Source organism: Pseudomonas sp. SWRI50, assembly GCF_014269095.1.
GTDB classification, from domain to species: Bacteria; Pseudomonadota; Gammaproteobacteria; order Pseudomonadales; family Pseudomonadaceae; genus Aquipseudomonas; species Aquipseudomonas kermanshahensis.
Genome location: NZ_JABWRW010000006.1, coordinates 255803 through 281704, shown reverse-complemented (window position 1 = coordinate 281704; position 25902 = coordinate 255803). Strand labels below are relative to the sequence as shown.

Sequence of the window (25902 nt, the reverse complement as noted above, 5' to 3'; positions counted from 1 at the left end):
CATTACTACAACCATGACCGCATCAAGCTAAGGCTTAACGGCCTGAGCCCTGTTGATTACAGGGCTCAGGCTGCTAGCTGAAACTGTCCAACTTTCTGGGGGCAGTCCAAAACTTGTGGGAGCGGGCTTGCCCCGCGAAGAGGCCGGTGCAGCAAGCCGAAAACCTTCAGGCAAAAAAAAACGGCACCTGCAGAAGGTGCCGTTTTTATTTCACGCCTTGTTACTTATGCAGCTCTTCTGCCGCATACAGCGTGTTTTCCAGCAAGCACGCCCGGGTCATCGGCCCGACACCACCGGGCACCGGGGTGATCCAGCCCGCGCGCGGCAGGGCGGTCTCGTAGACCACATCGCCGACCAGCTTGCCGTCTTCCTGGCGGTTGATGCCCACGTCGATGACGATGGCGCCTTCCTTGACCCACTCACCCTTGACCAGCCCCGGCTTGCCGGCGGCCACGACCACCAAGTCGGCACGGCCAACGTGGCCGGCCAGGTCCTTGGTGAAGCGGTGGCAGACAGTGACGGTGCAGCCGGCCAGCAGCAGTTCCATGGCCATGGGGCGGCCGACGATGTTGGACGCGCCGACGATCACTGCGTTCATGCCGTACAGGTCCTGACCGGTGCTTTCGAGCAGGGTCATGATGCCTTTGGGCGTGCACGGGCGCAGCAGCGGGATGCGCTGGGCCAGGCGACCGATGTTGTAAGGGTGGAAGCCATCGACATCCTTGTCCGGACGAATACGCTCGAGCAGCAGCGAGGCGTCCAGGTGCGCGGGCAGCGGCAGCTGCAGCAGGATACCGTCGACAGCCGGGTCATCATTGAGGCGGTCGATCAGGTCGGTCAGGGTTTGCTGCGTGGTTTCGCTGGGCAGGTCGAACGCCTGGGAAATGAAGCCGACCTCTTCACAGTCCTTGCGTTTGTGCGAGACATAGACTTGGGAGGCGGGGTCGGTGCCGACCAGGATCACAGCCAGGCCTGGGGTGCGCAGGCCTTGCTGGCGACGCTCCACGACACGTTGAGCGATCTGCTGGCGCAGGCTGGCGGCGATCGCCTTGCCATCGATTAGGTGTGCAGTCATAGACGCGTGATTAACCATCGAGAAGGAAACAATAAAGAGGGCACATTCTCGCACGACACGGCCCGAGGGCAAAGGCGGGTGGTCGGGCAAATCCCCTAACCCCTTAAATAATTTAAATTTTTTTGAGAAAGATGTTGACGACCCTGCGCCTCGACTATAACATTCGCCGCACTTGTCGGGCACTGCCTAGCACTGGTTGGCAAAGTCGGGCAGAATGAATGGTTTAGCGGTTCTCTGCTAAAGCATCGTTCGGTTAGGCTGATCGCTTATGCGCCCGTAGCTCAGCTGGATAGAGCATCCGCCTTCTAAGCGGATGGTCGCAGGTTCGAGTCCTGCCGGGTGCGCCATCAGGCAGCTTAGGCAAGCAAGTAGATGTACCGCAATATGGTGGGCGTAGCTCAGTTGGTAGAGCGCCGGATTGTGATTCCGGTTGTCGTGGGTTCGATTCCCATCGTCCACCCCATATTTTACAGAGGCGCCTTGATAGTATCTGGCGCCTTTGTTTTAAGCGTTACGCGGACGTGGTGAAATTGGTAGACACACTGGATTTAGGTTCCAGCGGCGCAAGCTGTAAGAGTTCGAGTCTCTTCGTCCGCACCATGCTTCTGTAAGGTTGTACCGCAACACCGCAATATGGTGGGCGTAGCTCAGTTGGTAGAGCGCCGGATTGTGATTCCGGTTGTCGTGGGTTCGATTCCCATCGTCCACCCCATATTTTTTCAAAGGCGCCTTGATCGTAAGATCGGGCGCCTTTGTTTTTTTGTGTTGCGAAAAAGCCGCTGATTGCGGCTTTTTTTGTGGGTTTTTGGGGTGAAGTGTTCAATTTGGGCCTTGCAATCCTCTGGTGACACCCCAATAAAAGCTGATAGATTTCAGCCGGTTGAAACACCGGCCAAGAGGTCGGCAGAGGATAACCCCATGATTGCAAAAGAAGCCCGTCAGGCCCTGGCGCTGCAGCGCTTCGCCGAAGCCAATCCGCAACTGCTCGAAGAAATCCGCGAGTTGGATGCGCGTGAGCAAGCTCAGCAGATCGAGTGGGCGTTCGAAGATGCGGCGCAGGAGCAGGGCATCGAGCCTTGGGAGCTGGCGCTGCAACTGATCGCCGAAAGCCCTGAGCAACTGCAGGCCATGCGCCTGGAGACCCATCGCGAGGTCGCTGAGGCGCTGGGCATGGCGTGGGAAGAGTACTGCCAGTTCAACGAGATCGACCCTCAATAAAGGAAGCGATTTCGTAGGCTGCAGTTGTTTGACAAGTTATTACGGTTGCGCGTCGCCAAAGGCGCTACGCAGCCTCAATTGAAAGGGGCTCGGCGGTAAGCCGTGCGGGCCTTGCAAGTTAATCGACCGGCGTGGTTTCCCGTCGTCCCGAGTGGGGTGACTTCTGCTGCGCGACTCACTAGAATGCTTGCCCTTGATTCTGGAGTCGGGCTAACGCCGGCTAACGTCTGTGCAACGAGGAATATCCATGCAAGTTTCTGTTGAAAACACTTCCGCTCTCGAGCGCCGCATGACCATCGCCGTCCCGGCCGAGCGCGTCGAGACCGAAGTCAACAAGCGTCTGCAACAGACTGCCCGTCGTGCCAAGGTTGCAGGCTTCCGTCCTGGCAAGGTACCGATGAGCGTGATCCGTCAGCGTTTCGAAGCTGACGCCCGTCAGGAAGTGTTCGGTGATCTGGTCCAGTCTTCGTTCTACGAAGCCGTGGTCGAGCAGAAGCTGAACCCGGCCGGCGCTCCAGCCGTCGAGCCGAAGTCCTTCGAAAAGGGCAAGGACCTGGAATTTGTCGCAATCTTCGAAGTGTTCCCAGAGTTCACCGTTGCTGGCCTGGAGTCGATCAACGTCGAGCGCCTGAGCGCCGAAGTGGCTGATGCCGACCTGGACAACATGCTGGAAGTCCTGCGCAAGCAGAACACCCGCTTCGAAGAAGTTGATCGCGCCGCGCAGAACGACGACCAGGTCAACATCGACTTCGTCGGCAAGGTCGACGGTGAAGTGTTCGCTGGCGGTTCGGCCAAGGGCACCCAACTGGTTCTGGGCTCCGGCCGCATGATCCCAGGCTTCGAAGAAGGCCTGGTTGGCGCCAAGGCTGGCGAAGAGCGCGTTGTCAACGTGACCTTCCCAGAGGACTATCAGAACCTGGACCTGGCCGGCAAGGCCGCTGAGTTCACCATCACTGTCAACAGCGTTTCGGCCCCTGCGCTGCCTGAGCTGAACGAAGCCTTCTTCGCTCAGTTCGGCATCAAGGAATCGACCCTGGAAGGCTTCCGCGCCGAAGTTCGCAAGAACATGGAGCGTGAACTGCGTCAGGCAATCAAGGCCAAGGTCAAGAACCAGGTCATGGACGGTCTGCTGGCTGCCAACCCGATCGAAGTGCCAAAAGCCCTGCTGGAAAACGAAGTCAACCGTCTGCGCGTGCAGGCTGTTCAGCAGTTCGGTGGCAACATCAAGCCTGAGCAACTGCCAGCTGAGCTGTTCGAAGAGCAAGCCAAGCGCCGTGTGGTCCTGGGCCTGATCGTCGCTGAAGTGGTCAAGCAGTTCGAACTGAAGCCAGACGAAGGCAAGGTTCGCGAAATGATCGAAGAAATGGCTTCGGCTTACCAAGAGCCTGAGCAGGTCATCTCCTGGTACTACAAGAACGACCAGCAACTGAACGAAGTCCGTTCGGTTGTGCTGGAAGAACAAGTTGTAGATACTGTTCTGCAGAAAGCGACTGTGACCGACAAGTCGGTCTCGTACGAAGAAGCCGTAAAACCAGCCCAGGCACCTGCCGAAGCCGAGTAATACGCTACTCTCGTAGGAAACCCCCACAAGCCAGCCTTCGCGCTGGCTTGTGCGTATTCAAGCCATGACTATTTGGGAGTGAGCGCAGGACATGTCCCGCAATTCTTATATTCAGCAGAGCTCTGACATCCAGGCCGCAGGCGGCCTGGTCCCGATGGTTATCGAGCAGTCCGCCCGTGGCGAACGCGCTTACGACATCTACTCGCGCCTGTTGAAGGAGCGTGTGATTTTCCTGGTTGGCCCGGTAGAGGATTACATGGCCAACCTCGTCGTTGCGCAGATGCTGTTCCTCGAAGCGGAAAACCCGGACAAGGATATCCATCTGTACATCAACTCGCCCGGTGGCTCGGTCACCGCTGGCATGTCGATCTACGACACCATGCAGTTCATCAAGCCGGATGTTTCGACCATCTGCATCGGCCAGGCCTGCAGCATGGGCGCGTTCCTGCTGACTGCCGGTGCCAAAGGCAAGCGTCACTGCCTGCCGAACTCGCGCGTTATGATTCACCAGCCGCTGGGCGGCTTCCAGGGCCAGGCTACCGATATCGAGATCCATGCCCAGGAAATCCTCAATATCAAGGCGCGTCTGAACGAGCTGCTGGCCTACCACACTGGCCAGGATCTGGAGACCATCAAGCGCGACACCGAGCGTGACAACTTCATGAGCGCCTCGCGCGCGGCCGAGTACGGCCTGATCGACTCGGTATACGACAAGCGGCAACTGGCCTCCTGATCCCAGGGGCCAGAGCAGGTGGGTGCCGAAAGCGCCTACCTGCGGACTTGAAAAAGCCCGCAATTGCCTTCATCTTGTGTTGCAAGCCTACCGGATTGGATCGATCGAATGACTGACACCCGTAACGGCGAGGACAGCGGCAAATTGCTCTATTGCTCCTTCTGCGGCAAAAGCCAGCACGAAGTGCGCAAATTGATTGCCGGGCCCTCGGTATTTATCTGCGACGAGTGCGTCGACCTGTGCAACGACATCATCCGTGAGGAGGTGCAGGAAGCCCAGGCCGAGAGCAGCGCGCACAAATTGCCTTCGCCGAAAGAAATCAGCGGCATCCTGGACCAGTACGTGATTGGTCAGGAGCGCGCTAAGAAGGTGCTGGCCGTAGCGGTATACAACCACTACAAGCGCCTTAACCAGCGTGACAAGAAGGGCGACGAAGTCGAACTCGGCAAGAGTAACATCCTGCTCATCGGGCCTACTGGCTCGGGCAAGACCCTGCTCGCCGAAACCCTTGCACGCCTGTTGAACGTACCGTTCACCATTGCCGATGCCACCACCCTGACCGAAGCCGGTTATGTGGGTGAGGACGTCGAGAACATCATTCAGAAACTGCTGCAGAAGTGCGACTACGACGTGGAAAAGGCCCAGATGGGCATTGTCTACATCGACGAAATCGACAAGATTTCGCGCAAGTCGGATAACCCGTCCATCACCCGTGACGTCTCGGGCGAAGGCGTGCAGCAGGCGCTGTTGAAGCTGATCGAAGGCACCGTTGCTTCGGTTCCACCGCAAGGTGGGCGCAAGCACCCGCAACAGGAATTCCTGCAGGTTGATACCCGCAACATCCTGTTCATTTGCGGTGGCGCGTTCTCTGGCCTGGAAAAGGTCATCCAGAACCGCTCCACCAAGGGTGGCATCGGCTTCAGTGCAGAAGTACGTAGCAAGGAAGAAGGCAAGAAAGTTGGCGAGTCCTTGCGTGAAGTCGAGCCGGACGATCTGGTCAAGTTTGGCCTGATCCCAGAGTTCGTTGGCCGTTTGCCAGTACTGGCGACGCTCGATGAGCTGGACGAGGCTGCGTTGATGCAGATCCTCACCGAGCCGAAAAACGCACTGACCAAGCAGTATGCCAAGCTGTTCGAGATGGAAAGCGTCGACCTCGAGTTCCGCAGCGATGCGCTCAAGGCCGTTGCTCGCAAGGCTCTGGAGCGCAAGACGGGCGCCCGTGGCCTGCGTTCCATCCTCGAAGGCGTGCTGCTCGACACCATGTACGAGATTCCTTCGCAGAAGGATGTCAGCAAGGTGGTGATCGATGAGAGCGTCATCGAAGGGACTTCGCAGCCGCTGATGATCTACGAGAACAGCGAGCCGCAAGCCAAGGCCGCACCCGACGCCTGATTCAGGTGATGCTTGGGTGATGGTTGCAAGCAAGAAAGGGGCCTACGGGCCCCTTTCTGCTTTTCCTGCGCAAGCGCTTGTAATTTCCCAAGCGTGCCCCCACATTAGGTCCAAGCATCATTTCCACCGGTTTCCGGCCATCAAGGCCGCTGTTAGAGGCGAAATCATGAAGACCACCCTCGACTTGCCTCTTTTGCCATTGCGCGATGTCGTTGTTTACCCGCACATGGTCATCCCGCTGTTTGTGGGGCGCGAAAAATCCATTGAAGCCCTAGAGGCCGCGATGACGGGCGAGAAGCAGATTCTGCTGCTGGCCCAGAAAAACCCAGCCGATGACGATCCAGGCGAAGATGCCTTGTACCGCGTCGGCACCGTTGCCACCGTACTGCAATTGCTGAAGCTGCCTGATGGCACCGTCAAGGTGCTGGTAGAGGGCGAGCAGCGTGGCGCGGTAGAGCGCTTCACGGAAGAGGAAGGGCACATCCGTGCCGAAGTCTCCCTGATCGACGAAGTCGACGCCGCCGAGCGCGAGTCGGAGGTCTTCGTGCGCACGTTGCTGTCGCAGTTCGAGCAGTACGTGCAGCTGGGCAAAAAAGTCCCTGCTGAAGTGCTGTCCTCGTTGAACAGCATCGAAGAGCCTGGGCGCCTGGTCGATACCATGGCCGCGCACATGGCGCTGAAAATCGAGCAGAAGCAGGAAATCCTCGAGATTGTCGACCTGGCGACCCGCGTCGAGCACGTGTTGGCGTTGCTGGATGCCGAGATCGACCTGTTGCAGGTCGAGAAGCGCATCCGTGGTCGGGTCAAGAAGCAGATGGAGCGCAGCCAGCGCGAGTACTACCTGAATGAGCAGATGAAGGCCATTCAGAAAGAGCTCGGCGATGGCGACGAAGGCCACAACGAAGTCGAAGAGCTGAAAAAGCGCATCGAAGCCGCTGGCCTGCCCAAAGATGCCCTGACCAAGGCCCAGGCCGAGCTGAACAAGCTCAAGCAGATGTCGCCGATGTCGGCCGAGGCTACGGTGGTTCGCTCCTACCTCGACTGGCTCGTGCAGGTGCCGTGGAAGGCCCAGAGCAAGGTGCGCCTGGACCTGACCAAGGCCGAGGAAATCCTCGATGCCGACCACTATGGCCTGGAAGAGGTCAAGGAACGCATTCTCGAATACCTTGCCGTGCAAAAGCGCGTCAAGAAAATCCGCGGCCCGGTGCTGTGCCTGGTCGGCCCGCCTGGCGTCGGTAAAACCTCGCTGGCCGAGTCGATTGCCGCTGCTACCAACCGCAAGTTCGTGCGCATGGCCCTCGGCGGTGTGCGTGACGAGGCCGAGATTCGTGGCCACCGTCGTACCTACATTGGCTCCATGCCAGGTCGTCTGATCCAGAAGATGACCAAGGTTGGCGTGCGTAACCCGCTGTTCCTGCTCGACGAAATCGACAAGATGGGCAGCGACATGCGCGGCGACCCTGCCTCGGCGCTGCTCGAAGTGCTCGACCCTGAGCAGAACCACAACTTCAACGACCACTACCTGGAAGTCGACTACGACCTCTCGGACGTGATGTTCCTGTGCACCTCCAACTCGATGAACATCCCCCCAGCGCTGCTGGACCGGATGGAAGTCATCCGTCTGCCGGGCTACACCGAAGACGAGAAGATCAACATCGCAGTCAAGTACCTGGTGCCCAAGCAGGTCAAAGCAAACGGCTTGAAAAAGGAAGAGCTCGAGGTCGACATCTCGGCGATCCGCGACATTATTCGCTACTACACCCGCGAAGCCGGTGTGCGGGGCCTGGAGCGGCAAATTGCCAAGGTCTGTCGCAAGGTGGTCAAGGAACATACCGGCCAGAAGCAGGTCAAGGTCAAGGTGTCCAGCGAGCAGCTCGAGCACTTGCTGGGCGTGCGCAAGTTCCGCTACGGCCTCGCCGAGCAGCAGGACCAGATCGGCCAGGTGACCGGCTTGGCATGGACCCAGGTGGGCGGCGAGTTGTTGACCATCGAGGCCGTGGTCATCCCTGGCAAGGGCCAACTGATCAAGACAGGGTCCCTGGGCGATGTCATGGTCGAGTCGATCACTGCCGCGCAGACCGTGGTACGCAGCCGCGCCCGCAGCCTGGGCATCGCAGCCGACTTCCACGAGAAGCACGATGTGCACATCCACATGCCTGAAGGCGCTACGCCGAAGGATGGCCCGAGTGCCGGTGTTGGCATGTGCACCGCGCTGGTGTCGGCGCTGACGCAGATTCCGGTGCGTGCCGATGTGGCCATGACCGGCGAGATCACCCTGCGTGGCCAGGTGCTGGCCATTGGTGGGCTGAAGGAAAAACTGCTGGCGGCACACCGTGGTGGTATCAAGACGGTGATCATTCCCGAGGAGAATGTTCGCGATTTGAAGGAGATTCCGGAAAATATCAAACAGGATCTTCAGATCAAACCGGTCAAATGGATTGACGAAGTCCTGCAAATTGCGCTGCAATACGCCCCGGAGCCCTTGCCAGATGTGGCTCCGGAGATTGTCGCGAAGGAAGAGAAGCGCGACAGCGACGCGAAGGAAAGAATCAGCACGCATTAGTAGTTTTTGGCTGGGGGGCTTTCCTTGACAGTTTTTTCGGGGCCTTGCTATAAAGCGGCACGCTATTGTTATCAGGCCACCCAGCACTCGTTTGATACGCTTTTCATTACATACTTAGAAACAAACTCAATAGAGAAATAAGGGGACTTAGAGTGAACAAGTCGGAACTGATTGACGCTATCGCTGCATCGGCTGACATTTCCAAAGCTACCGCAGGTAAGGCTCTGGACGCTGTGATCGACTCCGTAACGGGTGCCCTGAAAGCAGGCGACGACGTCGTTCTGGTTGGCTTCGGCACCTTCTCGGTCAAGGAGCGCGCCGAGCGCACCGGCCGCAACCCGCAAACCGGCAACGCCATCAAAATCGCTGCTGCCAAGGTTCCAGGTTTCAAGGCTGGCAAAGGCCTGAAAGACGCCGTCAACTAAGTCGTCTCTTTCAGGCGGGCCCGGCTTCGCCAGGTCCGAGCACGTTAAGGCGGGTCGCAAACGTTCCCGCCTGACACGTTTGCTAAGAAAAGGCGCATCCTCGGATGCGCCTTTCTTTTATCAGGATTCTACCCACGCTCCGCGGTTGTCGACGCAGTGGTACAGCCGTTTCTGGGGGACGCATGCTGCAAAATATCAGGGACAATTCACAAGGTTGGATTGCCAAGACCATCATCGGCCTAATCGTCGTGTTGATGGCGTTGACCGGCTTCGAGGCCATTTTCCAAGCTGCCAGCCATAGCCAGGACGCCGCCAAGGTGAACGGCCAGACCATCAGCCAGAACGAGCTGAGCCAAGCGGCCGACATGCAGCGCCGCCAGCTGATGCAACAGCTGGGCAAGGATTTCGACCCTGCACTGCTGGATGACAAGCTGCTGCGTGATGAGGCGCTCAAAGGCCTGATCACCCGCAAGCTGTTGTTGCAAGGTGCTGAAGATGCCAAGTTCGCCTTCTCCGAGGCCGCGCTGGATCAAGTGATCCTGCAAACCCCGGAATTCCAGGTTGACGGCAAGTTCAACGCCGATCGTTTCGACCAGGTCATTCGCCAGATGGGCTACGGCCGCCTGCAATTCCGCGACATGCTCGCCGAAGAAATGCTCATTGGCCAATTGCGTACCGGCCTTGCCGGCAGCAGTTTCGTCACTGACAAGCAGGTCGAGGCGTTTGCACGCCTTGAGAAGCAGACCCGTGATTTCGCCTCCCTGACCTTCAAGGCCGACCCGGCCGCGGTCAAGGTCAGCGAAGAAGAGGTCAAGGCGCACTACGAGAAGCACGCCAAGGAATTCATGTCGCCCGACCAGGTGGTCATCGATTACATCGAGCTGAAAAAGTCGGTGTTCTTCGACCAGGTCAAGGTCAGCGACGACGAACTCAAGGCCCAGTACGAGAAAGAAATCGCCAACCTCGCCGAGCAGCGCCATGCCGCGCACATTCTCATCGAGGTCAACGACAAGGTCACCGACGCCCAGGCCAAGGCCCGTGCCGAAGAGATCGAGCAGCGCCTGGCCAAGGGTGAAAACTTCGCCGCACTGGCCAAGGAGTTCTCCCAGGACCCAGGTTCGGCCAACAGCGGTGGTGACCTTGGCTTCGCCGGCCCGGGCGTGTACGACCCAGCCTTCGAAGATGCTTTGTACAAGCTGAAGGATGGCCAGGTATCGGCCCCGGTTCGCACCGAGTTCGGTTACCACCTGATCAAGCTGCTGGGTGTCGAGGCGCCGGAAGTACCGAGCTTTGCCAGCCTGAAAGACAAGCTCACCCGTGACCTGAAGATCCCGCTGGTGGAACAGCGCTACGTCGACGCCAGCAAGCAGTTGCAGGATGCCGCGTACGAGGCGTCTGACCTGGCTCAGCCGGCACAGGACCTGAACCTGAAGGTGCACACCTCCGCAGCCTTCGGCCGTGAGGGTGGCGAAGGTATCACCGCCAACCGTGCGGTAGTCCAGGCGGCGTTCTCGGAAGAAGTGCTGGAAGAGGGTGCCAACAGCACCGCCATCGAGCTCGATCCGGAAACCACCGTGGTGCTGCGCGTCAAGGAGCACCGCAAGCCAGAACAGCTGCCGCTCGAAGCCGTGGCCAAGAACATCAGCGAACACCTGGCCAAGGAGAAGGCGACGGCCGAGCTTAAGACCAAGGCGGACAAGCTGATTGCCGGCCTGCGTGATGGTTCTGTTGCCGCTGGCAGCGTCCATGAAGGGCAGGGCTGGAAAGCCTACGAGGCGGTGACCCGCGGTGAGGAGGGTATCGACCCGGCCGAACTGCAGGCCGTGTTCCGCCTTGGCAAGCCGCAAGCCAAGGACAAGCCGGTATACAGCAGCGTGGTCCTGGGCGATGGCAGCCTGGTTGTCTTGCAGCTCAAAGGTGTCAACGAAGGCGCCGCCGCCACCGACGAAGAGAAACAGCAGATTCGCCGCTACCTCGCGTCACGTGCCGGCCAGCAAGACTTTGCGGCTTACCGCAAGCAGCTCGAAGCCAATGCTGATATCACCCGTTACTGAGTGATCACTGCATGAAAAGACAGGCCGCGTAATGCGGCCTGTCTTGTTTCTGGCCTTTTGTAGGGGCGGCCTTCTAGCGCTTTACCCCTTCGTAGTTGTCCAGCGTGTCCCGCGCAATCTCCCGCCCCAGGGCGATCAGCTCGGGTGCCTTGTAGAACTCGAAGAACCGGCACACCCGTTTCGGTACGTTGATCAACACATCTGGCGGGTAACCGGCGATCTTGTACTGCGCCAACGACGTCTGCATCACCTCGAAGCTCTGGTTGATCAGGTCCAGCAGCGAAGCCGGCCCCACGTTGTCGATGATGAACGAGCCGGTGGCCGACTTGGGTGCGCCTTCGTGCTCGGGCGCGGCCGCGGGCTGCTGGCCTTCCGGGTCGGCGACATCCGCCAGCCATGGGCTGGGTGGCGCCAGGCCTTCGGCAACGATTTCCTGTTCGATACGTATCAGTTCTTCCGCCGGCTTGCGCCGGAACGGCAGGCGCGAACCCAGTGAGCTAAGCAGCGAATCGAAGCGCATCTTGAAGGCTGCCGGGCGTTCGATCACCGGCAACTGGTACTGCTTCTGGTTGGTGGCGTTGAGGTTGACCGCAATGATCAGGTCGCAGTGGCTGGACACCACCGGCACGATCGGCAGCGGGTTGAGAATGCCGCCATCGACCAGCATGCGGTTGCCCTGCATCACGGGGGTGAACAGGCTGGGGATCGCCGCCGAAGCGCGCATGGCCTGGTGCAGGCAACCTTCCTGAAACCAGATCTCCTGCTGGTGGGTGAGATCGGTGGCCACGGCGGTGTAGGGAATGCGCAACTGTTCGATGTTGATGTCGCCGACGATTTTGCGGATTTGTCCGAAAACCTTGTCACCGCGGATCGCACCGAGGCGAAAGCTGACGTCGACCAGGCGCAGTACATCCAGATAGTCGAGGCTTTCGATCCAGTTGCGATACTCATCGAGTTTGCCGGCGGCGTAGATGCCGCCAATTACCGCCCCCATGGAGCAGCCGGCAACGCAGGCAATGTCGTAGCCACGCCGCTCTATTTCTTCGATCACTCCGATGTGTGCATACCCTCGTGCACCCCCCGACCCCAACACCAGCGCCACGCGTTTACTCATGATTTTCCCTCAGCCTGTGCAACCATGGTTTAACAATGCACCCATTGCTGCCTGTGCTTCAATGTAGACCGCGCTGATCTACGCTAAGCAAAGCCCACCCGCGGGCACTTTTTGCTTGCCCATGCGTCGAACAGCCACTCTTTTGACTTTGAGGAATTACCGATGAAAGCCTGGATCTGCCTTCCACTGATTGCCCTGGCCCTTGCTGGCTGTGCGGGCAAGACGGCCTACCGTGACAGCTGCGCGACCCAGCTGGATGCCGCCTGGAAGGAGCTCGACCTGGCCAAGGCCGAAGGGTTTGCCGGTACTGTCAGTTATTCGAAGGCGTTGTCGCTGCTGACGGGGGCCAAGACCCAGCAGCAGTTCGAAGGTTTTGAAGGGTGCACCAAGAAGGCCGAGAAGGCGCGTTTCTACATTCGTGAGTCGCGCGCTGGCCGCTGACCGAGGAGCGTCCCATGTCTGCCATGCTCGATCATGTCGTTTCACAAATCCTGGCCTTGCAAGTGCGCCTGCTGGCCTGCCGCGAGCGGCTTGCCGCGGATACCGACAGCGAGGCACTGCACGACCTGCGCATCGCTGTACGGCGCTTGCGCAGCCTGCTGCGGCCGCTGCGGGGGTTGCCGGGTGTCGAACAGCTGGAGGCCGCTGCCAAGTCCCTGGGCACATTGACGACGCCGTTGCGTGACCGTGAGGTGCTGGCGGCCGAGCTGGTCGGGCGAGGCTTGGTCGAGGTCGGGCAGCGGCGGCTGGCAGGGCGGGGCAAGGCCTTTGCCAGTGTCGCTGGCAGCCCGCAACTGACCCGTCTGCTGGCGATCGTGGATGCGTTTCCGTTGTTCCTGCGTGCGGCGGATCGCGAGGGCCTGGCGGATGCGCTGGAAAAACGCGTCGACAAACGCTTGGTTCAGCAATGGCGCAAGCTGCGCAAGGCACTGGCAGACCCGGCCCACGATCGGCATCGGCTGCGGCTGTTGATCAAGCGTGCACGCTACGGTGATGAGGCCTATCCGCAACTCGAGCATGCCGGAAAAAAACTGCAGCGCCTGCTGAAAAAGGCCCAGGGTGACCTGGGCACTTGGCATGACCGCCTGCAATGGTTGCTGCAAGCGCGCGAGCACGCTGACCTGGCGCCGTGCAAGATCGACTGGGAGCAAGAGCTGCATGAGGCGGAGCGTCAATCCGACCTCACGTTGGAGGCTTTGCAGGTGGCGTTGAAGCAGCGATAGCCCGGCATATGACCGATTTAGGGCCTGATCGGTGCAGGCGGGCTGGTTAGTATGTTTCGATGCAGGGCGCGTGCACTACGTGCCCACGGATCGATACGCTGCAGGAGCCTACGTGCGATGAACTTCACTGAACTGCTCGACGCCGTGCGAGCGAATGCTGAATCGGTAACCGTCCCCCCGACCTGGGCCCAGGGCCGCGCGGCCTTCGGCGGGTTGATGGCCGCCATGGTCTATGAAGCAATGCGCCTGAAGCTGACCGATGACCGCCCTGTGCGCTCCTTGGCCATCAGCTTCGTGGCGCCCGCGGCGGCGGATGTACCGATTCGTTTCGAGGTCGACGTGCTGCGTGAAGGCAAGGCTGTCACTACCTTGCTGGGCCGAGCGGTGCAGGAAGGGCAGGTGGTGACGCTGGTACAGGGTAATTTCGGTGCAGGCCGCCCCTCGGTGGTCGACATCCCGGCGCAACCGGCGTTTGCCATGAAACCGCTGGAGCAAGCCGCCCCAGAACTCCCTTACATCAAAGGCGTGACCCCGGAATTCATGCGCCATGTAGCCCTTCGCTGGGCGGTGGGCGGGCTGCCATTCAGTGGCAACGATTCGCGGCAGATGGGCGGCTGGGTACGCTTGCGCGACATCGCCGACGAAGCGTTGAACGTGTCTCACCTGCTGGCTTTGGTAGATGCTTGGCCACCGAGCCTGTTGCCGCACCTGAAACAGCCGGCAGCCGGCAGTACGCTGACCTGGACCATCGAATTCATCCAGCCCACGCCGACGCTGTCGACACTGGACTGGTGCCGCTATTGCGTCGAGACCGAGTACGCGCGTGATGGTTATGGGCATGCCGCCGCCGCGCTCTGGTCGGAAAAGGGCGAGTTACTGGTGCTAAGCCGCCAAACGGTTACAGTTTTCGCCTAGAGGTCCTCTACAGCCTTCAGTGGCGATGCTTGTGCCGTTCGCGCCAGGCCCGCCACCAGGCACCGCTCAGTACAAAGCGCGGAAAGGTGATGAACTGTTCCGTCAGCAGGCGCTGTACGGCGTCCTTGCGGTTGGCAAACGGCTCGGGTTGTTGAGCTTCCAGTCGATGCCCGTGTCGTTGCAGGCCCAGGCCAGCGATCAGAGAAATGATGCCAACGGCAATCTGACCCAGGTCCAGGGCAAACAGGCCGGACAACACCAGCAGCACGCCGAGAATGAACAGAGGTACGGCAATCAGGTGCAGCGCCAGGTTGGTCGGGTGGCGATGATTGTGGTGATAGCCACGCCATTGCCAGGCGGGCAGATTGGGCAGGCGTTTGCTCATGGGTATTTCCTCTCGGTCATGCCCAAAGCTTAGTGCGGCCCCCGGGAGGGGGCCAATCGAGCCTGGCTATCGTGACACGCTAAGGTGACTATAGCTTGAGCTGGCCTATGGCCTTGTTCAGCTCGCCAGCAAGGGTCGCTAATTCGTTGCTGGTGGTGGCCGAGCCGACGGTCTGTTGCACGGTGTGTTCAGTGACATCACGGATGCTCACCACCGCCCGGTTCATTTCTTCGGCCACCTGGCTTTGCTCTTCGGCAGCTACGGCGATTTGCGTATTGCTTTCGCGCATCTGCGCCACTGCACCGGTAATCTCGGCCAGCGCTTCACCGGCTGCCTGGGCCTGTTTAACGCAATCGTCGGCCTTGTACGAGCTTTCCTGCATGAACTCCACCGCATCGCGGGTGCCGGACTGAAGCGCGGAGACCATGGTGGTGATCTCGTCGGTCGAGGTCTGCACGCGTTTGGCCAGGTTGCGTACTTCATCGGCGACCACCGCGAAGCCGCGGCCCAGGTCACCCGCGCGTGCTGCTTCGATGGCGGCGTTCAGTGCCAGCAGGTTGGTTTGCTCGGCAATGCTATGGATCACCCCCACCACGCCGTTGATCTTCTGGCTGTCCTCGGCCAGTTGGCGGATCATCTCGGCGGTCTGCTGCACGCCGCTGGACAGCCCGGCAATCGAATCCTGTACGCGGCTGACCACTTCCTGGCCACTGCCGGCGAGCGTATCGGCCGTCTGCGACAGGTCGCGGGTAGCGCCGGCATGCTGGGCAATGTGGTGCACCGTGGCCGACATCTCGTTGATGGCCGTGGCGGCCTGGTCGGTTTCGCTTTGCTGGCCGAGCATGCCGTGGCGCACGTCGTTCATGCTAGACGCCAGGCGCGCTGCACCGGCGTCGAGTTGCGCGGCGGTGAGGGCCACGGTGCTGACCACACGGTGGTAGGTCGACTGCATGGCATTGAAAGCCCCCGCCATCTGGCCGACTTCGTCGCCACATGCCAGCGGCACCCGTGCCGACAGGTCGCCGGTCTTCTCCACGTGCAGCATGACGTCTTTGAGGGTGTTGAGTTGGCTGAGCAGGAAGCGGATCAGCAACTGCGAAGCACCGAGCATAGCCAGCATCAGGATCAGTACGCACACGGCGTAGTTGGTGAAGCGTTCGAAGAACACCTGGCGCACGCTTGGCGACTGGGCCAGTACGGCAACCTGCTGGTCGCCGTGTTGCAGCACCTGGGCGCCGCGCAGCGGGTTGTCGCCCAGTAGCCACGCGGCGGGCAGGTCGACCCAGCCCTGGGCGTTGCGCAGGGCTTCGATCGGTTCGCCCGCAAAACTTGGCGTCTGGCCCGGCAACCAGCTGATGACATTGGCTTGCCGGGGCAGCGCTTGCCCGGCAGGCCAGGCGGACAACAGCTGGGCTTGTGCCGCAGCTTGCGCCTGGGCCGCGTCGGCGCGGGCGCGTTGCTCCAGGTGCACGGCGTAGAGCACCAGCAACAAGGTCGTGACAAAGGCCACCGCGTTGACGGCCCAGAACTTGTACTTCAGGGAAACATTGCTAAGCCAGGCACCCATGGGCAGGTCTTCTCTGAGTTGAGCGAAAACAATATTGGCAAGGTGCCATCATTGTGCCTCCGCCCGACAGAGGCATTCTTGATATGTATCAAGAAAAAACAGGGTAGGGGTTAATGCCAGTCAGTTAAGCTTCATCCGCCTTAATTGGGGCTGCTGTGCAGCTCATCGCAGGCAAGCCAGCTCTTACAGGTGAGCGAGATTCTCAAGAAATACGCTACATCTGTAGGAGCTGGCTTGCCTGCGATGGGCCGCGCAGCGGCCCCCTAGGCCCTAATTGACTGGCATTAGGGCTGGGGCCAGCTTAGGCTAGCCGAAAGAATGCCCGTGCAGCCGCCGTCGTATGGGCTGCCGTGTGCTCCACGGGCTCGCCCCGGTGCAACGCCACTTCCCTCAGCACCTCCGGTAGAAACGCCGGTTCGTTACGGCCGTTTTTAGGCTTGGGCTTCAGGCTGCGCGGCAGCAGGTAGGGCGCATCGCTCTCGAGCATCAGGCGGCCTTCCGGGATGTTGCCGACCAGGGGATGCAGGTGCGTTCCGCGGCGTTCATCGCAGATCCACCCAGTTATGCCGATGTGCAGGTCCATGTCCAGATAGGCGAACAATGCTTCACGCTCGCCGGTAAAACAGTGCACCACGGCACCGCTCAGGTGGTCGCGGTAGCCCGTGAGGATGGCCAGTAAGCGCTCGCTGGCATCACGTTCGTGCAGAAACACCGGCAAGCCCAGTTCGGCAGCCAGCGCCAGTTGAGCTTCCAAGGCCTTTTCCTGCAGCGGGCGAGGGGAGAAGTCGCGGTTGAAGTCCAAGCCGCATTCGCCCACTGCCCGTACCCGCTGCTCATTCAGCAATTGGCGCAGCTGACGCTCGCTGTTGGCATCCCAGGATTTGGCATCGTGAGGGTGCACGCCAGCGGTGGCGAACAGGTGTTCAGCGCTTGCATCCAGCTGCTGGCACAGCTCCAGCGCCTGCTCGCTGACCGCCAGGCTGGTGCCCGTCAGGACCATCTGCGCCACGCCAGCTTCGATGGCGCGCTCAACGATGGCCGCCTGTTGGTCGTGGAAACTGCTGTTGGTCAGGTTGACGCCGATATCGATCAGTTGCATGGTGCTCTCTCGTGCCGCGGGGCGGCCAGCATAGCAAAATCCGCGTTTCTCGGAAAAAACCAAGAACTTCATGCTGTTGCCGTGGTCTTCTGCCGTCATTTATCACGAAGCGGCGATGCCACATGAACGCCGCCCACCGACCTCGGACACGCTTTCGCATGCTGCGATACCTGCTGACCTTCTTGCTGATGCTTGGGCTGACCACTGCCGGTGCTGCCCACGCACGCCTGCCAGGGCCGCAGCAAAATATCCCGCCCAGCAAGCTGCGTGACCTGCAGCAGATCCGTAGCAGCAAGGTGCTGCGGGTGTTGGTCAATCAAAGCCGCAACAGCTCTGGCGAGGTCAAGGGCGAGCCGGTCGGCATCGAATACTATCGCCTGCGCGCGCTTGAGCATTACCTGAATGCCCGGGCTGGCGATGGGCAGCAGATTCAGTTGAAACTCATCCCCCGCGCCAAAGAGCAGTTGCTGGGCGCCCTGCAGCGCGGCGAAGGGGACCTGGCTGCCCCGGGCGAACTGCTCGACCCGGTGGTGGTACGGGGCGTCAGCAGTAGCGCGCCGGTGCTCGACCAAGTGCCGCTGTTGCTGGTCGGGCGCAAAGGCGAGCGCAGTTTCAGCCATGTCGAACAGTTGTCGGGGCGTACGGTCGCCTTGACCAGTGCCAGTGCCGCTGGGCCTTTGATCCAGCAGGTAAACCAGCAATTGGCCTTGCGCAAGCGTGCGCCGATCAAGGTGGAGTGGGTCGACTCGACCCTGGCGGTGGAAGACGTGCTGGAAATGGTCCAGGCCGGTATCTATCACCTGACGGTGGTCGAACGCCCGATTGCCCTGCGTTGGGCCAGGGTGATGCCGCGTCTGCGCCTGGACAGCCGTGTGCACCTGGGGGCGCCGCAAGCCATGCGCTGGTACGTGGGGCGCGACGCGCCACAGCTACTGGCCAGCGTCGATCGCTTTCTGCAGGGTTACCGCGCACCGGATAACCAGGATGCCGCGTTCGAGCGCATCTACCGTCGCCAGTACCGCGTACACAACCCCTTGGCGAGCAAGGATCGGCAGCGGCTGAGTGCAGTGCGTGCGGTGCTGCAGAAGCATGGCGAGGCGCAGCAGATCGACTGGCTCAACCTGGCCGCCCTGGCCTTCAAGGAATCGACACTCAACCCATCGGCCCGCGGCACGGGCGGCGCCCATGGCCTGATGCAGATTACCCCGTCGGCCGCGCAACGGGTCGGGGTGAGCAATACCGCCACGGTCGATGGCAACGTCCAAGCCAGTGCCCGCTACCTGGCGCTGATCCGGCGCAAGTTCTTTGCCAGTGCCCAGATCAACGAGCGAGAGCGCATGGCGTTTGTGCTGGCGGCCTATAACCTGGGGCCTGAACGGGTCCAGGCGATGCGTGCCGAAGCCCGCCGTCGCGGGCTCAACGGCAACCAGTGGTTCTTCCAGACCGAGCGCATTGCAATGGAGCAGGTGGGCATGGGGCCAGTCAACTTCGTCAACAGTGTCAACAAGTACTTCCTGGCGTTCAACCGTGAGCGTGCTGTTCTGGAGCGAGTAGCCAAGCGCTGACAAATCGATTTTGTCGATTGTTATGTTGGGGTTTTTGCGATTTTCATATTCATTGAATTGATTATGATGGCGCCATTCCAACACAACTTCCCGGATTCAAGGACGCCACAACATGAACACCACCTCCCTCAACGCAGTGATCGCAACCCGTGCAGGCGCTGGCCTCAGTGTGATCCGAATCCTGGTCGGCATCATCTTCATGGCGCATGGCGCGCAGAAGCTGTTCGGCCTGTTTGGCGGCTATGGCCTGGAGGGCACCGGCCAGTGGATGGAAAGCATCGGGCTGGCACCGGGTTACCTGATGGCCTTGCTGTCTGGCAGCGCCGAGTTCTTCGGCGGCCTGGCCCTGGTGATCGGCTTGTTGGCGCGGCCAGCGGCCCTGGCGCTGACGGTGACCCTGGTGGTGGCGATCTTCTCGGTGCACATCGGCAACGGCCTGTTCATGTCCAACAATGGTTATGAATTCGCCCTGGCGCTGCTGGCCGGCACCTTGGCGGTGATGATTGAAGGTGCAGGTCGCTTCTCCCTCGACCGCCTGATCGCCCGCTGACAGGCCCCGGGCCTCAAGCTGCATCGTGCAGCTTGAGGCTTGAATCTTTGCGCTTCTAGCTCTAGCATACCGCCTGCGCCGATTTAAACAGCTACTTGCGGGGCGCAGGAGAGGCCCCCTCCGGGTCGTCCGAAATACCGCTAAAGCGCTGGTTCGGTGACGCCTCCCACCGCTGCCCAGCGGGATTCGCGAGGCGGAGAGAAGCACCATGAGTTGCCCACGTAGCCCACGTACCAGTGTCTGTTTGAGCCCGTTGCCTGCAAACGAGGCCTCCCGCACACCGCGCATTCTGCTCGGTGGCCAGCATCAGCCTACCCTTTTGCGTCATCTCGAAGGCCTTTCACGTCGCAAGGGCCAGGCGCGTGCCTTTCTTATCCAGTTCACCGAAACCTGCTGCCATCTCGCGCAGTACGGCAACGACCGTTTCGACTTGGCGGTCATTCAGGCCCCGGCCTCTGCCGAGGCCGCCGAAGTCATTGGCCATCTCACCCGCATCGCTCGTCAAGGCCTGATCACCCGCCGTTGAGGAGAACGCTGTTGAGCACCAACATCATCACCACCGAAGGCCATGAGGCCCTGAAAAAAGAGCTGGATCACCTGTGGCGTGTCTACCGCCCCGAGATCACCCAGAAGGTGACCTGGGCGGCATCGCTGGGTGATCGCAGCGAGAATGCCGATTACCAGTACAACAAGAAGCTGTTGCGCGAGATCGATCGCCGGGTCCGATACCTGCGCAAGCGCCTTGAAGATGTAAAGGTTGTGGCGTATTCGCCAGAGCAGGAAGGGAAGGTGTTTTTCGGTGCCTGGGTCGAGATCGAGAACGACGAGGGCGAGACCAAGAAGTTTCGCATTGTCGGGTATGACGAGATCTATGGGCGTAACGACTACATCTCGATCGACTCACCCATGGCCCGTGCCTTGCTCAAAAAGGAGGAGGGCGACGAGGTGGTGGTGCAGACCCCGACCGGCGACGCGGCCTGGTACGTCAACAGCATCAGCTACGTGTAGGAACGGCCCTAGGGGTATAACGCGGTCGGTGTGGTAGCGGCCTTGTGCCGCGATGGGGCGCAGAGCGGCCCCAGCATTCTTGAGTGAACAGCATTACGCGCCTGTAGCGGTTTTTTCACCCCTCCCGCAACACCGTCAACGGGCTGGCATTGAGCGCCCGCCGCGTGCCGAGCACCCCAGCACCCCCCACCAGCACTGCCCCCGCCAGGGGTAACACGAGCAGCCACGGGTGCGGGTTCCATTGCAGGTCGAAGGCATAGCGGTACAGCACCAGCGTGATCAACTCGCAACCCAGTGCAGCCAGCAACCCGCTGGCTGCGCCCAGCAGGCCAAACTCGATACGTCTTGCCTTGACCAGCAATGGCCGTGCCGCGCCCAGTGCCCGCAGCAGGGCGCCTTGGCGAATGCGTTCGTCCAGTGTTGCCTGCAAGCCGGCGAACAGCACCGCCAAGCCTGCCGCCAAGACGAACAGCAGCACGTACTCGACCGCCAGGGTGACCTGGGCAAGGATACTGCGCAGCTGATCCAGCAGCGCGTCAACCTGCAGGATGGTCACCGCCGGGAAAGCCCGTGACAGCGCGACCACATCCAGGTCATGGCCTGGGGCCAGATAGAAGCTGGTGAGGTAAGTCGTGGGCAACCCCTGCAGCGTGCCAGGCTGGAAGATCATGTAGAAGTTCGGCTGGAAGCTGTCCCAGTGCACGCTACGCAGGCTGCTGACCCGGGCCTGGCGTTGCTGGCCCCCGATGTCGAAGGTCAGCAGGTCACCCAGTTGCAGCTTCAGGCTCGTGGCCAGTTCGGCCTCCACCGATACGCCCGGTATCTCATCGCCCGACGGCAGTGCCTGCCACCATTCGCCTGCCGTCAGTGCATTGCCATTGGGCAATTCGGCGGCCCACGTCAGGCTGAGGTCGCGTTGCACGGCGCGCTCGCCTGCGGAGTCCTTGCTGACGATCTGCTGCACCGGTTGCTGGTTGATCTGGATCAGACGGCCGGGCGTTACCGGGTACAGCGGTGCCGAGGCTGCATTGACCTGCTGCAGCTGTTGAGCGAAGGGCTCACGATCATCCGGCAGGATGTTCAGGGCAAAGTGGTTGGGGGCATCCTTGGGCAATTGTGCCTGCCAGGTGTCGAGCAGCTCGGCACGCAGCAATGCGACCAGTGCCATGGCCAGTAGAATCAGGCCAAAAGCCAGGGCCTGGCCAGCGGCAGCCAACGGATGGCGCAACAATTGTCCGAGCCCAAGGCGCCAGGCCAGCGGGGCACCGACCAACAGTTGGCGCAAGCTGCGCAGGCCCAGTAGCAGCAGGCCGCCGAGCACCACCGCCGCGACCAGGCCACCGCCCAGCAGTGCGAAGGTCAGCAGCAGGTCTAGGCTCAGGCGCCACATGATCAGGCCTAGGGCCAATAAGGCGGCGCCATACACCAGCCAACTGCTGGGTGGCACTGGCAGCAGGTCACGGCGCAGCACGCGCAGCGGGGGGACCTGGCCGAGGGCGGCGATGGGCGGCAGGGCGAAGCCAGCCAGGGCGACCAGCCCGGTGCCGATGCCGGCCAGCGCGGGTACGACACCGCCAGGCGGAACCACGCTCGGCAGCAGGCCGTGCAGCAGCCGGAACAGGCCCAGTTGTGCCAGCCAGCCGAGCAGGGCGCCTGCCACGGCAGCTACCAGGCCAAGCATGGCCAGCTGCACACAGTACAGGCCCAGGGCCTGCCGACGGGAAAGGCCCAGGCAGCGAAGCAGCGCACTGGCATCCAGGCGCCGGGCGGCGTAGCGGCTGGCCGACATGGCCACGGCGACGCCGGCCAGCAATACCGCCACCAGGCTTGCCATGTTCAAGTAGCGCTCCGCTTTGCTCAGGGCGCCCCCGATCTGGCGGTTGCCATCGCGGGTGTCGAGCAGGCGCTGGTTGGCCGCGAGGTCTTTCTCCACGGCCTGGCGGTACTGGGCCAGCGCTTCGACGTCGCCGCGCCACAGGTCGCGGTAGGACACCCGGCTGCCCGGCTGGATCACCCCGGTCGCGGCCAGGTCCGCCAGGTTCATCATTACCCGCGGGGTCAGGCTATAGAAGTTGTTGGCGCGGTCCGGCTCGTAGGTCAGTACGCGGCTCATGCGCAGGGTTTTCATGCCCACGTCGATGCTGTCACCGATCGCGAGCCCCAGCGCGGCCAGCAGCCTTGGTTCGACCCATGCCTCCCCAGGCGCCGGGCCACCCCCGGGGGTTTCCTCGGCATAGGGGGCGGCGGCACTGCGGACTTGCCCGCGCAGGGGGTAGGCGTCGTCGGCGGCCTTGACGCTAGACAGCTGGATGCCGCTGTCGCCGCCCACCACGCTGGTGAACTCGACCACTTGGGCGTGGCGCAAGCCGAGGGCCTTGCCTGCGCTGATCTGTTCGTCCCGGGCAGGTGCGCTGCCTTGCAGCACCAGGTCGGCACCGAGGAATTCGCTGGCACGTAATTGCATGGCGCCGTTGAGGCGGGCACCGAAGTAACCAATCGCCGTACTGGCCGCAACGGCCACCAGCAGGGCAAAGAACAGCACGCGCACTTCGCTGGCGCGGATGTCGCGTAGCAACTGGCGCAACGCCAGGCCGCACAATCGGGAGAAGGGCATGCTGGTCATGGGCTCAGACCTCCACCGGGGCCACCAGGCGGCCGGCGTCCAGGCGGATAAGGCGCCGGCAGCGTCTGGCCAGGCGTTCGTCATGGGTGACCAGTACCAAGGTAGTGCCGCGCTCCTTGTTCAATTCGAACAGCAGGTCGCTGATGCGCTCGCCGGTGTGGCTGTCGAGGTTGCCGGTGGGCTCGTCGGCGAACAGCACGGCAGGTTGTGCCGCGAAAGCGCGGGCAATTGCTACCCGTTGTTGCTCGCCACCGGACAGCTGGCGCGGCGTGTGGCTCAGGCGCTTGCCCAGGCCAACCCGTTCGAGCAAGGTGCGCGCGTGTTCGCGGGCATCACGGCGGCCGTCCAACTCCAGGGGTAGCATGACGTTCTCCAAGGCGTTGAGGCTGTCCAGCAACTGGAATGACTGGAATACGAAGCCGACATGCTCGGCGCGCACACGGGCGCGCTGGTCTTCGTCCAGTGGGCCCAGGTCATGGCCGGCGAGGATGACCTTGCCGGCGCTGGGCTGGTCGAGGCCGGCGAGCAAGCCGAGCAACGTCGATTTGCCAGAGCCCGAAGCACCGACGATGGCCAGGCTGTCGCCTTGGGCGAGATCGAGGGAGAGGGCGTGGAGGATGGTCAGATCGCCTTCCGCGCTGGGGACCACTTTGCTAAGGTTCTGCGCAACGAGAATGCTGGGGCCCATGGAGAATCCAATGCGAATGTGGTGGTTGAGTGCCGGTCTGGCCTTGTGTTGCCTTGCCCAGAGCGCCACGGCGGGAACGGTGCTGGTGGTTGGCGATAGTATCAGCGCCGGTTTTGGCCTGGATAGCCGCCAGGGGTGGGTCTCTTTGTTGCAGACCCGGCTCAAGGACGAAGGTTTCGATGATCAGGTGGTCAACGCGTCGATCAGCGGCGACACCAGTGCAGGAGGCCAGGCGCGGCTGCCGGCGCTGCTTGCAGCGCACAAGCCGGCGGTGGTGGTGCTGGAGCTGGGCGGCAATGACGGGCTGCGCGGGCAGCCGCCGCAGCAATTGCAACAAAATCTTGCTTCGATGATCGAGAGCGCTCGGCAAGCGGGTGCCAAGGTGCTGCTGCTGGGGATGCGCCTGCCGCCCAACTATGGTGTGCGTTACACCACGGCGTTTGCCCAGGTGTATGAACAGTTGGCTGCGGAAAAACAGGTGCCGTTGGTGCCGTTTTTCCTAGAGGGTGTGGGCGGTGTGCCGGCGCTGATGCAAGCTGATGGCATCCATCCTGCGCAAGGTGCCCAGCAGCGCCTGCTGGAAAATGCCTGGCCGGCGATAAAACCCTTGCTGTGACGCTTTAAACGGGGCCGGCTTTCGGCTAAGGTTGCGCCCCCCGTTTCGAGAGCCCCCGATGCCGCGCCCTGCCTGGTCCCTTTATGCCTACCAACTGATCGAGCCTGACGAACAGCTCGACCTGTTTGCCTGCCAGGAAATCCGCGTCCACTTGGCGGCCCGCCAGCTTGAGCTGGGCGTGCCGGTCGACCGTACCTTGTGCGGCAGTTTGCTGCCCGCGCAGCCGCGCTGGTCCGGCGTGCAACGGTCGATCTACCGCGATGACCGCCTGTGCGCACTCTGCCGCGCCATTCTCGACGCCCAGCGGCGCGGCATGCGCCCGGTGTGGCCGCAGCTTTGATGCCAAACCTGACACACCTTTCATCATCTGAAACGCTTGCGTGACGCCAATGCCTCCCGCTTGCATCGGTGCGGGTGTACAATCGATTCTCTTGACCCACCTTTCGAAGGATTTACCGGATGTTGCCGCGCTTTCCTGCCGTCACCCGTAGCCTGTCCCTGGCCGCCCTGCTGGTAGCGGGCCCCGCTGCTGCGCTGGAGCTGCCATTGCCACCCCCCGGTGAAGACATTGTCGGCCAGGTGCAGGTGATCAAGGCAAAGTACGAAGACACCTTCGCCGACATCGGCACTGCCAACGACCTTGGCTACCTGGAAATGATCGCCGCCAACCCGGGCGTCGACCCTTGGTTGCCGGGTGCCGGTACCGAAATTATCCTGCCGACCCGCTATGTGCTGCCGCCGGGGCCGCGCGAAGGCGTCGTCATCAACCTGGCCGAGTACCGTCTGTACTACTACCCGAAAGGGCAGAGCGTGGTGTACACCTTCCCGCTGGGCATTGGTCGTGAAGGTTGGGGGTCGCCGATCGCCAACACCAAGATCACCGCCAAGACCCCGAACCCGACCTGGACCCCGCCCGCTTCGATTCGCGCCGAGCACGCCGCCGACGGCGACATCCTGCCGACCGTGGTGCCTGCCGGGCCGGACAATCCGCTGGGCCCGTTCAAGTTCACCCTGGGTGTACCGGGTTACCTGATTCATGGTTCGAACAAGAAGTTTGGCATCGGCATGCGCACCAGCCACGGTTGCTTCCGCATGCTCAACAACAACGTGGTCGAGCTGTCGAAGATGGTGCCGGTAGGTACTCCGGTGCGCATCATCAACGAGCCTTACAAGTTCGGTATCAGTGCTGGCAAGGTCTACCTCGAAGCGCACACTCCGCTGGACGATCAAGGTAATCCGTCGGTGGTGGATAAGCACACTGCGGTTATCAATGCATTGCTCAAGCGTGAAGACCTGGCGAACAACCTGCGCATGAACTGGGACATGGTGCGTGACGTGGTTGCCGCTGAAGATGGCATGCCCGTCGAAATTGCCGTGCCGGTCGATAATCAGGGCGCGGCGCCGATGGTTTCGAGCATCCCGCCTGAACTGCAGTAAGCGTTCGCGACCTGCCCAGGGCCTGCCTTAGTGCAGGCCTTTTCGTTTGTGCGCTGCGTGTTGCGCGGCAATAAAAAAGCCGACCCACAAG

General features: G+C 61.5%; 25 protein-coding genes and 4 tRNA genes. 22 read left to right on the top strand and 7 right to left on the bottom strand.

The features are described from left to right. Window positions 1–81: IS3 family transposase (locus HU750_RS09710; RefSeq protein ID WP_186679064.1), on the top strand; the 81-nt coding region annotated here is incomplete at its 5' end. Window positions 82–220: 139 nt separating this feature from the next. Here the strand turns inward: HU750_RS09710 and folD are convergent. Then, complete coding sequence (gene folD, locus HU750_RS09705; protein ID WP_027593957.1) at window positions 221–1075, bottom strand: bifunctional methylenetetrahydrofolate dehydrogenase/methenyltetrahydrofolate cyclohydrolase FolD; 855 nt, start codon at window positions 1073–1075, stop codon at window positions 221–223. Between the two features lie 270 nt (window positions 1076–1345). Here folD and HU750_RS09700 point away from each other — a divergent pair. The 11 genes from HU750_RS09700 (at window position 1346) to HU750_RS09650 (ending at window position 11021) form a co-directional block, all read left to right on the top strand. Beyond that, window positions 1346–1422, top strand: a tRNA-Arg gene (locus tag HU750_RS09700). A gap of 40 nt (window positions 1423–1462) precedes the next feature. Then, window positions 1463–1538: transfer RNA gene (locus HU750_RS09695), tRNA-His, on the top strand. A 52-nt stretch (window positions 1539–1590) separates the two neighbouring features. Continuing rightward, a tRNA-Leu gene (locus HU750_RS09690) sits at window positions 1591–1675 on the top strand. Between the two features lie 36 nt (window positions 1676–1711). Further along, window positions 1712–1787: transfer RNA gene (locus HU750_RS09685), tRNA-His, on the top strand. A gap of 206 nt (window positions 1788–1993) precedes the next feature. Next, window positions 1994–2293 (top strand): DUF6388 family protein, encoded by a 300-nt coding sequence (locus HU750_RS09680; RefSeq protein WP_099453469.1) that lies wholly within the window; start codon window positions 1994–1996, stop codon window positions 2291–2293. Window positions 2294–2540: 247 nt separating this feature from the next. After that, window positions 2541–3854, top strand: coding sequence for a trigger factor (gene tig / locus HU750_RS09675; RefSeq protein ID WP_085273229.1), 1314 nt, complete (start codon window positions 2541–2543; stop codon window positions 3852–3854). A 91-nt stretch (window positions 3855–3945) separates the two neighbouring features. Continuing rightward, the gene (gene clpP / locus HU750_RS09670; protein ID WP_027593952.1) at window positions 3946–4587 is read left to right on the top strand and encodes an ATP-dependent Clp endopeptidase proteolytic subunit ClpP; all 642 of its coding nucleotides are present in this window, start codon (window positions 3946–3948) and stop codon (window positions 4585–4587) included. Between the two features lie 108 nt (window positions 4588–4695). Next, window positions 4696–5979: an ATP-dependent Clp protease ATP-binding subunit ClpX gene (gene clpX, locus HU750_RS09665; RefSeq protein ID WP_033699106.1), complete on the top strand. Its 1284-nt coding sequence runs from the start codon at window positions 4696–4698 to the stop codon at window positions 5977–5979. 166 nt (window positions 5980–6145) lie between these two features. Continuing rightward, window positions 6146–8542 (top strand): endopeptidase La, encoded by a 2397-nt coding sequence (lon, locus tag HU750_RS09660; protein WP_186679027.1) that lies wholly within the window; start codon window positions 6146–6148, stop codon window positions 8540–8542. Between the two features lie 152 nt (window positions 8543–8694). Next, the gene (hbs, locus tag HU750_RS09655) at window positions 8695–8967 is read left to right on the top strand and encodes a non-specific DNA-binding protein Hbs (protein WP_027593949.1); all 273 of its coding nucleotides are present in this window, start codon (window positions 8695–8697) and stop codon (window positions 8965–8967) included. A gap of 182 nt (window positions 8968–9149) precedes the next feature. Next, window positions 9150–11021, top strand: a complete 1872-nt coding sequence (locus tag HU750_RS09650; RefSeq protein ID WP_186679025.1) for a SurA N-terminal domain-containing protein — start codon at window positions 9150–9152, stop codon at window positions 11019–11021. Between the two features lie 73 nt (window positions 11022–11094). On the opposite strand, the gene HU750_RS09645 is transcribed toward HU750_RS09650, so the two are convergent. Next, the gene (locus HU750_RS09645) at window positions 11095–12135 is read right to left on the bottom strand and encodes a patatin-like phospholipase family protein (protein WP_099453473.1); all 1041 of its coding nucleotides are present in this window, start codon (window positions 12133–12135) and stop codon (window positions 11095–11097) included. Window positions 12136–12297: 162 nt separating this feature from the next. On the opposite strand from HU750_RS09645, the gene HU750_RS09640 reads away from it, so the two are divergent. The 3 genes from HU750_RS09640 to HU750_RS09630 all read left to right on the top strand — a co-directional run bounded on the left by HU750_RS09640 (window position 12298) and on the right by HU750_RS09630 (window position 14273). Then, on the top strand, window positions 12298–12576 hold the full coding sequence (locus HU750_RS09640) for a hypothetical protein (protein WP_027593946.1): 279 nt from the start codon (window positions 12298–12300) through the stop codon (window positions 12574–12576). A 14-nt stretch (window positions 12577–12590) separates the two neighbouring features. Beyond that, on the top strand, window positions 12591–13358 hold the full coding sequence (locus HU750_RS09635) for a CHAD domain-containing protein (protein ID WP_186679023.1): 768 nt from the start codon (window positions 12591–12593) through the stop codon (window positions 13356–13358). Window positions 13359–13475: 117 nt separating this feature from the next. Continuing rightward, window positions 13476–14273 (top strand): acyl-CoA thioesterase, encoded by a 798-nt coding sequence (locus HU750_RS09630; protein WP_186679021.1) that lies wholly within the window; start codon window positions 13476–13478, stop codon window positions 14271–14273. A gap of 16 nt (window positions 14274–14289) precedes the next feature. On the opposite strand, the gene HU750_RS09625 is transcribed toward HU750_RS09630, so the two are convergent. The 3 genes from HU750_RS09625 to HU750_RS09615 all read right to left on the bottom strand — a co-directional run bounded on the left by HU750_RS09625 (window position 14290) and on the right by HU750_RS09615 (window position 17324). Next, window positions 14290–14658: an Mpo1-like protein gene (locus HU750_RS09625; protein ID WP_099453475.1), complete on the bottom strand. Its 369-nt coding sequence runs from the start codon at window positions 14656–14658 to the stop codon at window positions 14290–14292. An 88-nt stretch (window positions 14659–14746) separates the two neighbouring features. Next, window positions 14747–16225: a methyl-accepting chemotaxis protein gene (locus tag HU750_RS09620; RefSeq protein WP_186679019.1), complete on the bottom strand. Its 1479-nt coding sequence runs from the start codon at window positions 16223–16225 to the stop codon at window positions 14747–14749. Between the two features lie 301 nt (window positions 16226–16526). Continuing rightward, window positions 16527–17324, bottom strand: coding sequence for a TatD family hydrolase (locus tag HU750_RS09615; RefSeq protein WP_186679015.1), 798 nt, complete (start codon window positions 17322–17324; stop codon window positions 16527–16529). 158 nt (window positions 17325–17482) lie between these two features. Here HU750_RS09615 and HU750_RS09610 point away from each other — a divergent pair, with 158 nt between their 5' ends. The 4 genes from HU750_RS09610 to greB all read left to right on the top strand — a co-directional run bounded on the left by HU750_RS09610 (window position 17483) and on the right by greB (window position 20447). Then, window positions 17483–18889: an MltF family protein gene (locus HU750_RS09610; RefSeq protein ID WP_186679000.1), complete on the top strand. Its 1407-nt coding sequence runs from the start codon at window positions 17483–17485 to the stop codon at window positions 18887–18889. A 112-nt stretch (window positions 18890–19001) separates the two neighbouring features. Next, window positions 19002–19439: a DoxX family protein gene (locus HU750_RS09605; RefSeq protein WP_027593939.1), complete on the top strand. Its 438-nt coding sequence runs from the start codon at window positions 19002–19004 to the stop codon at window positions 19437–19439. A gap of 208 nt (window positions 19440–19647) precedes the next feature. Beyond that, on the top strand, window positions 19648–19965 hold the full coding sequence (locus HU750_RS09600) for a hypothetical protein (protein WP_027593938.1): 318 nt from the start codon (window positions 19648–19650) through the stop codon (window positions 19963–19965). A gap of 11 nt (window positions 19966–19976) precedes the next feature. Beyond that, complete coding sequence (greB, locus tag HU750_RS09595) at window positions 19977–20447, top strand: transcription elongation factor GreB (protein ID WP_099429931.1); 471 nt, start codon at window positions 19977–19979, stop codon at window positions 20445–20447. 115 nt (window positions 20448–20562) lie between these two features. Here the strand turns inward: greB and HU750_RS09590 are convergent, their stop codons facing one another. After that, window positions 20563–23070: an ABC transporter permease gene (locus HU750_RS09590; RefSeq protein WP_186678989.1), complete on the bottom strand. Its 2508-nt coding sequence runs from the start codon at window positions 23068–23070 to the stop codon at window positions 20563–20565. 4 nt (window positions 23071–23074) lie between these two features. Continuing rightward, window positions 23075–23758: an ABC transporter ATP-binding protein gene (locus HU750_RS09585; protein WP_027593935.1), complete on the bottom strand. Its 684-nt coding sequence runs from the start codon at window positions 23756–23758 to the stop codon at window positions 23075–23077. Window positions 23759–23768: 10 nt separating this feature from the next. Here HU750_RS09585 and HU750_RS09580 point away from each other — a divergent pair, with 10 nt between their 5' ends. From HU750_RS09580 to HU750_RS09570, 3 genes are all read left to right on the top strand, one after another. After that, window positions 23769–24374, top strand: coding sequence for an arylesterase (locus tag HU750_RS09580; protein WP_027593934.1), 606 nt, complete (start codon window positions 23769–23771; stop codon window positions 24372–24374). 58 nt (window positions 24375–24432) lie between these two features. After that, window positions 24433–24714: a hypothetical protein gene (locus tag HU750_RS09575; RefSeq protein WP_186678979.1), complete on the top strand. Its 282-nt coding sequence runs from the start codon at window positions 24433–24435 to the stop codon at window positions 24712–24714. A 119-nt stretch (window positions 24715–24833) separates the two neighbouring features. Then, window positions 24834–25811, top strand: coding sequence for a L,D-transpeptidase family protein (locus HU750_RS09570; protein ID WP_186678978.1), 978 nt, complete (start codon window positions 24834–24836; stop codon window positions 25809–25811). Window positions 25812–25902 lie beyond the last annotated feature (91 nt).

Coding starts and splice junctions, on each gene's coding strand:
- folD (WP_027593957.1), bottom strand. CDS start 1,075: ATGACTGCACACCTAATCGATGGCAAGGCGATCGCCGCCAGCCTGCGC.
- HU750_RS09680 (WP_099453469.1), top strand. CDS start 1,994: ATGATTGCAAAAGAAGCCCGTCAGGCCCTGGCGCTGCAGCGCTTCGCC.
- tig (WP_085273229.1), top strand. CDS start 2,541: ATGCAAGTTTCTGTTGAAAACACTTCCGCTCTCGAGCGCCGCATGACC.
- clpP (WP_027593952.1), top strand. CDS start 3,946: ATGTCCCGCAATTCTTATATTCAGCAGAGCTCTGACATCCAGGCCGCA.
- clpX (WP_033699106.1), top strand. CDS start 4,696: ATGACTGACACCCGTAACGGCGAGGACAGCGGCAAATTGCTCTATTGC.
- lon (WP_186679027.1), top strand. CDS start 6,146: ATGAAGACCACCCTCGACTTGCCTCTTTTGCCATTGCGCGATGTCGTT.
- HU750_RS09650 (WP_186679025.1), top strand. CDS start 9,150: ATGCTGCAAAATATCAGGGACAATTCACAAGGTTGGATTGCCAAGACC.
- HU750_RS09645 (WP_099453473.1), bottom strand. CDS start 12,135: ATGAGTAAACGCGTGGCGCTGGTGTTGGGGTCGGGGGGTGCACGAGGG.
- HU750_RS09640 (WP_027593946.1), top strand. CDS start 12,298: ATGAAAGCCTGGATCTGCCTTCCACTGATTGCCCTGGCCCTTGCTGGC.
- HU750_RS09635 (WP_186679023.1), top strand. CDS start 12,591: ATGTCTGCCATGCTCGATCATGTCGTTTCACAAATCCTGGCCTTGCAA.
- HU750_RS09630 (WP_186679021.1), top strand. CDS start 13,476: ATGAACTTCACTGAACTGCTCGACGCCGTGCGAGCGAATGCTGAATCG.
- HU750_RS09625 (WP_099453475.1), bottom strand. CDS start 14,658: ATGAGCAAACGCCTGCCCAATCTGCCCGCCTGGCAATGGCGTGGCTAT.
- HU750_RS09620 (WP_186679019.1), bottom strand. CDS start 16,225: ATGGGTGCCTGGCTTAGCAATGTTTCCCTGAAGTACAAGTTCTGGGCC.
- HU750_RS09615 (WP_186679015.1), bottom strand. CDS start 17,324: ATGCAACTGATCGATATCGGCGTCAACCTGACCAACAGCAGTTTCCAC.
- HU750_RS09610 (WP_186679000.1), top strand. CDS start 17,483: ATGCTGCGATACCTGCTGACCTTCTTGCTGATGCTTGGGCTGACCACT.
- HU750_RS09605 (WP_027593939.1), top strand. CDS start 19,002: ATGAACACCACCTCCCTCAACGCAGTGATCGCAACCCGTGCAGGCGCT.
- HU750_RS09600 (WP_027593938.1), top strand. CDS start 19,648: ATGAGTTGCCCACGTAGCCCACGTACCAGTGTCTGTTTGAGCCCGTTG.
- HU750_RS09590 (WP_186678989.1), bottom strand. CDS start 23,070: ATGACCAGCATGCCCTTCTCCCGATTGTGCGGCCTGGCGTTGCGCCAG.
- HU750_RS09585 (WP_027593935.1), bottom strand. CDS start 23,758: ATGGGCCCCAGCATTCTCGTTGCGCAGAACCTTAGCAAAGTGGTCCCC.
- HU750_RS09580 (WP_027593934.1), top strand. CDS start 23,769: ATGCGAATGTGGTGGTTGAGTGCCGGTCTGGCCTTGTGTTGCCTTGCC.
- HU750_RS09575 (WP_186678979.1), top strand. CDS start 24,433: ATGCCGCGCCCTGCCTGGTCCCTTTATGCCTACCAACTGATCGAGCCT.
- HU750_RS09570 (WP_186678978.1), top strand. CDS start 24,834: ATGTTGCCGCGCTTTCCTGCCGTCACCCGTAGCCTGTCCCTGGCCGCC.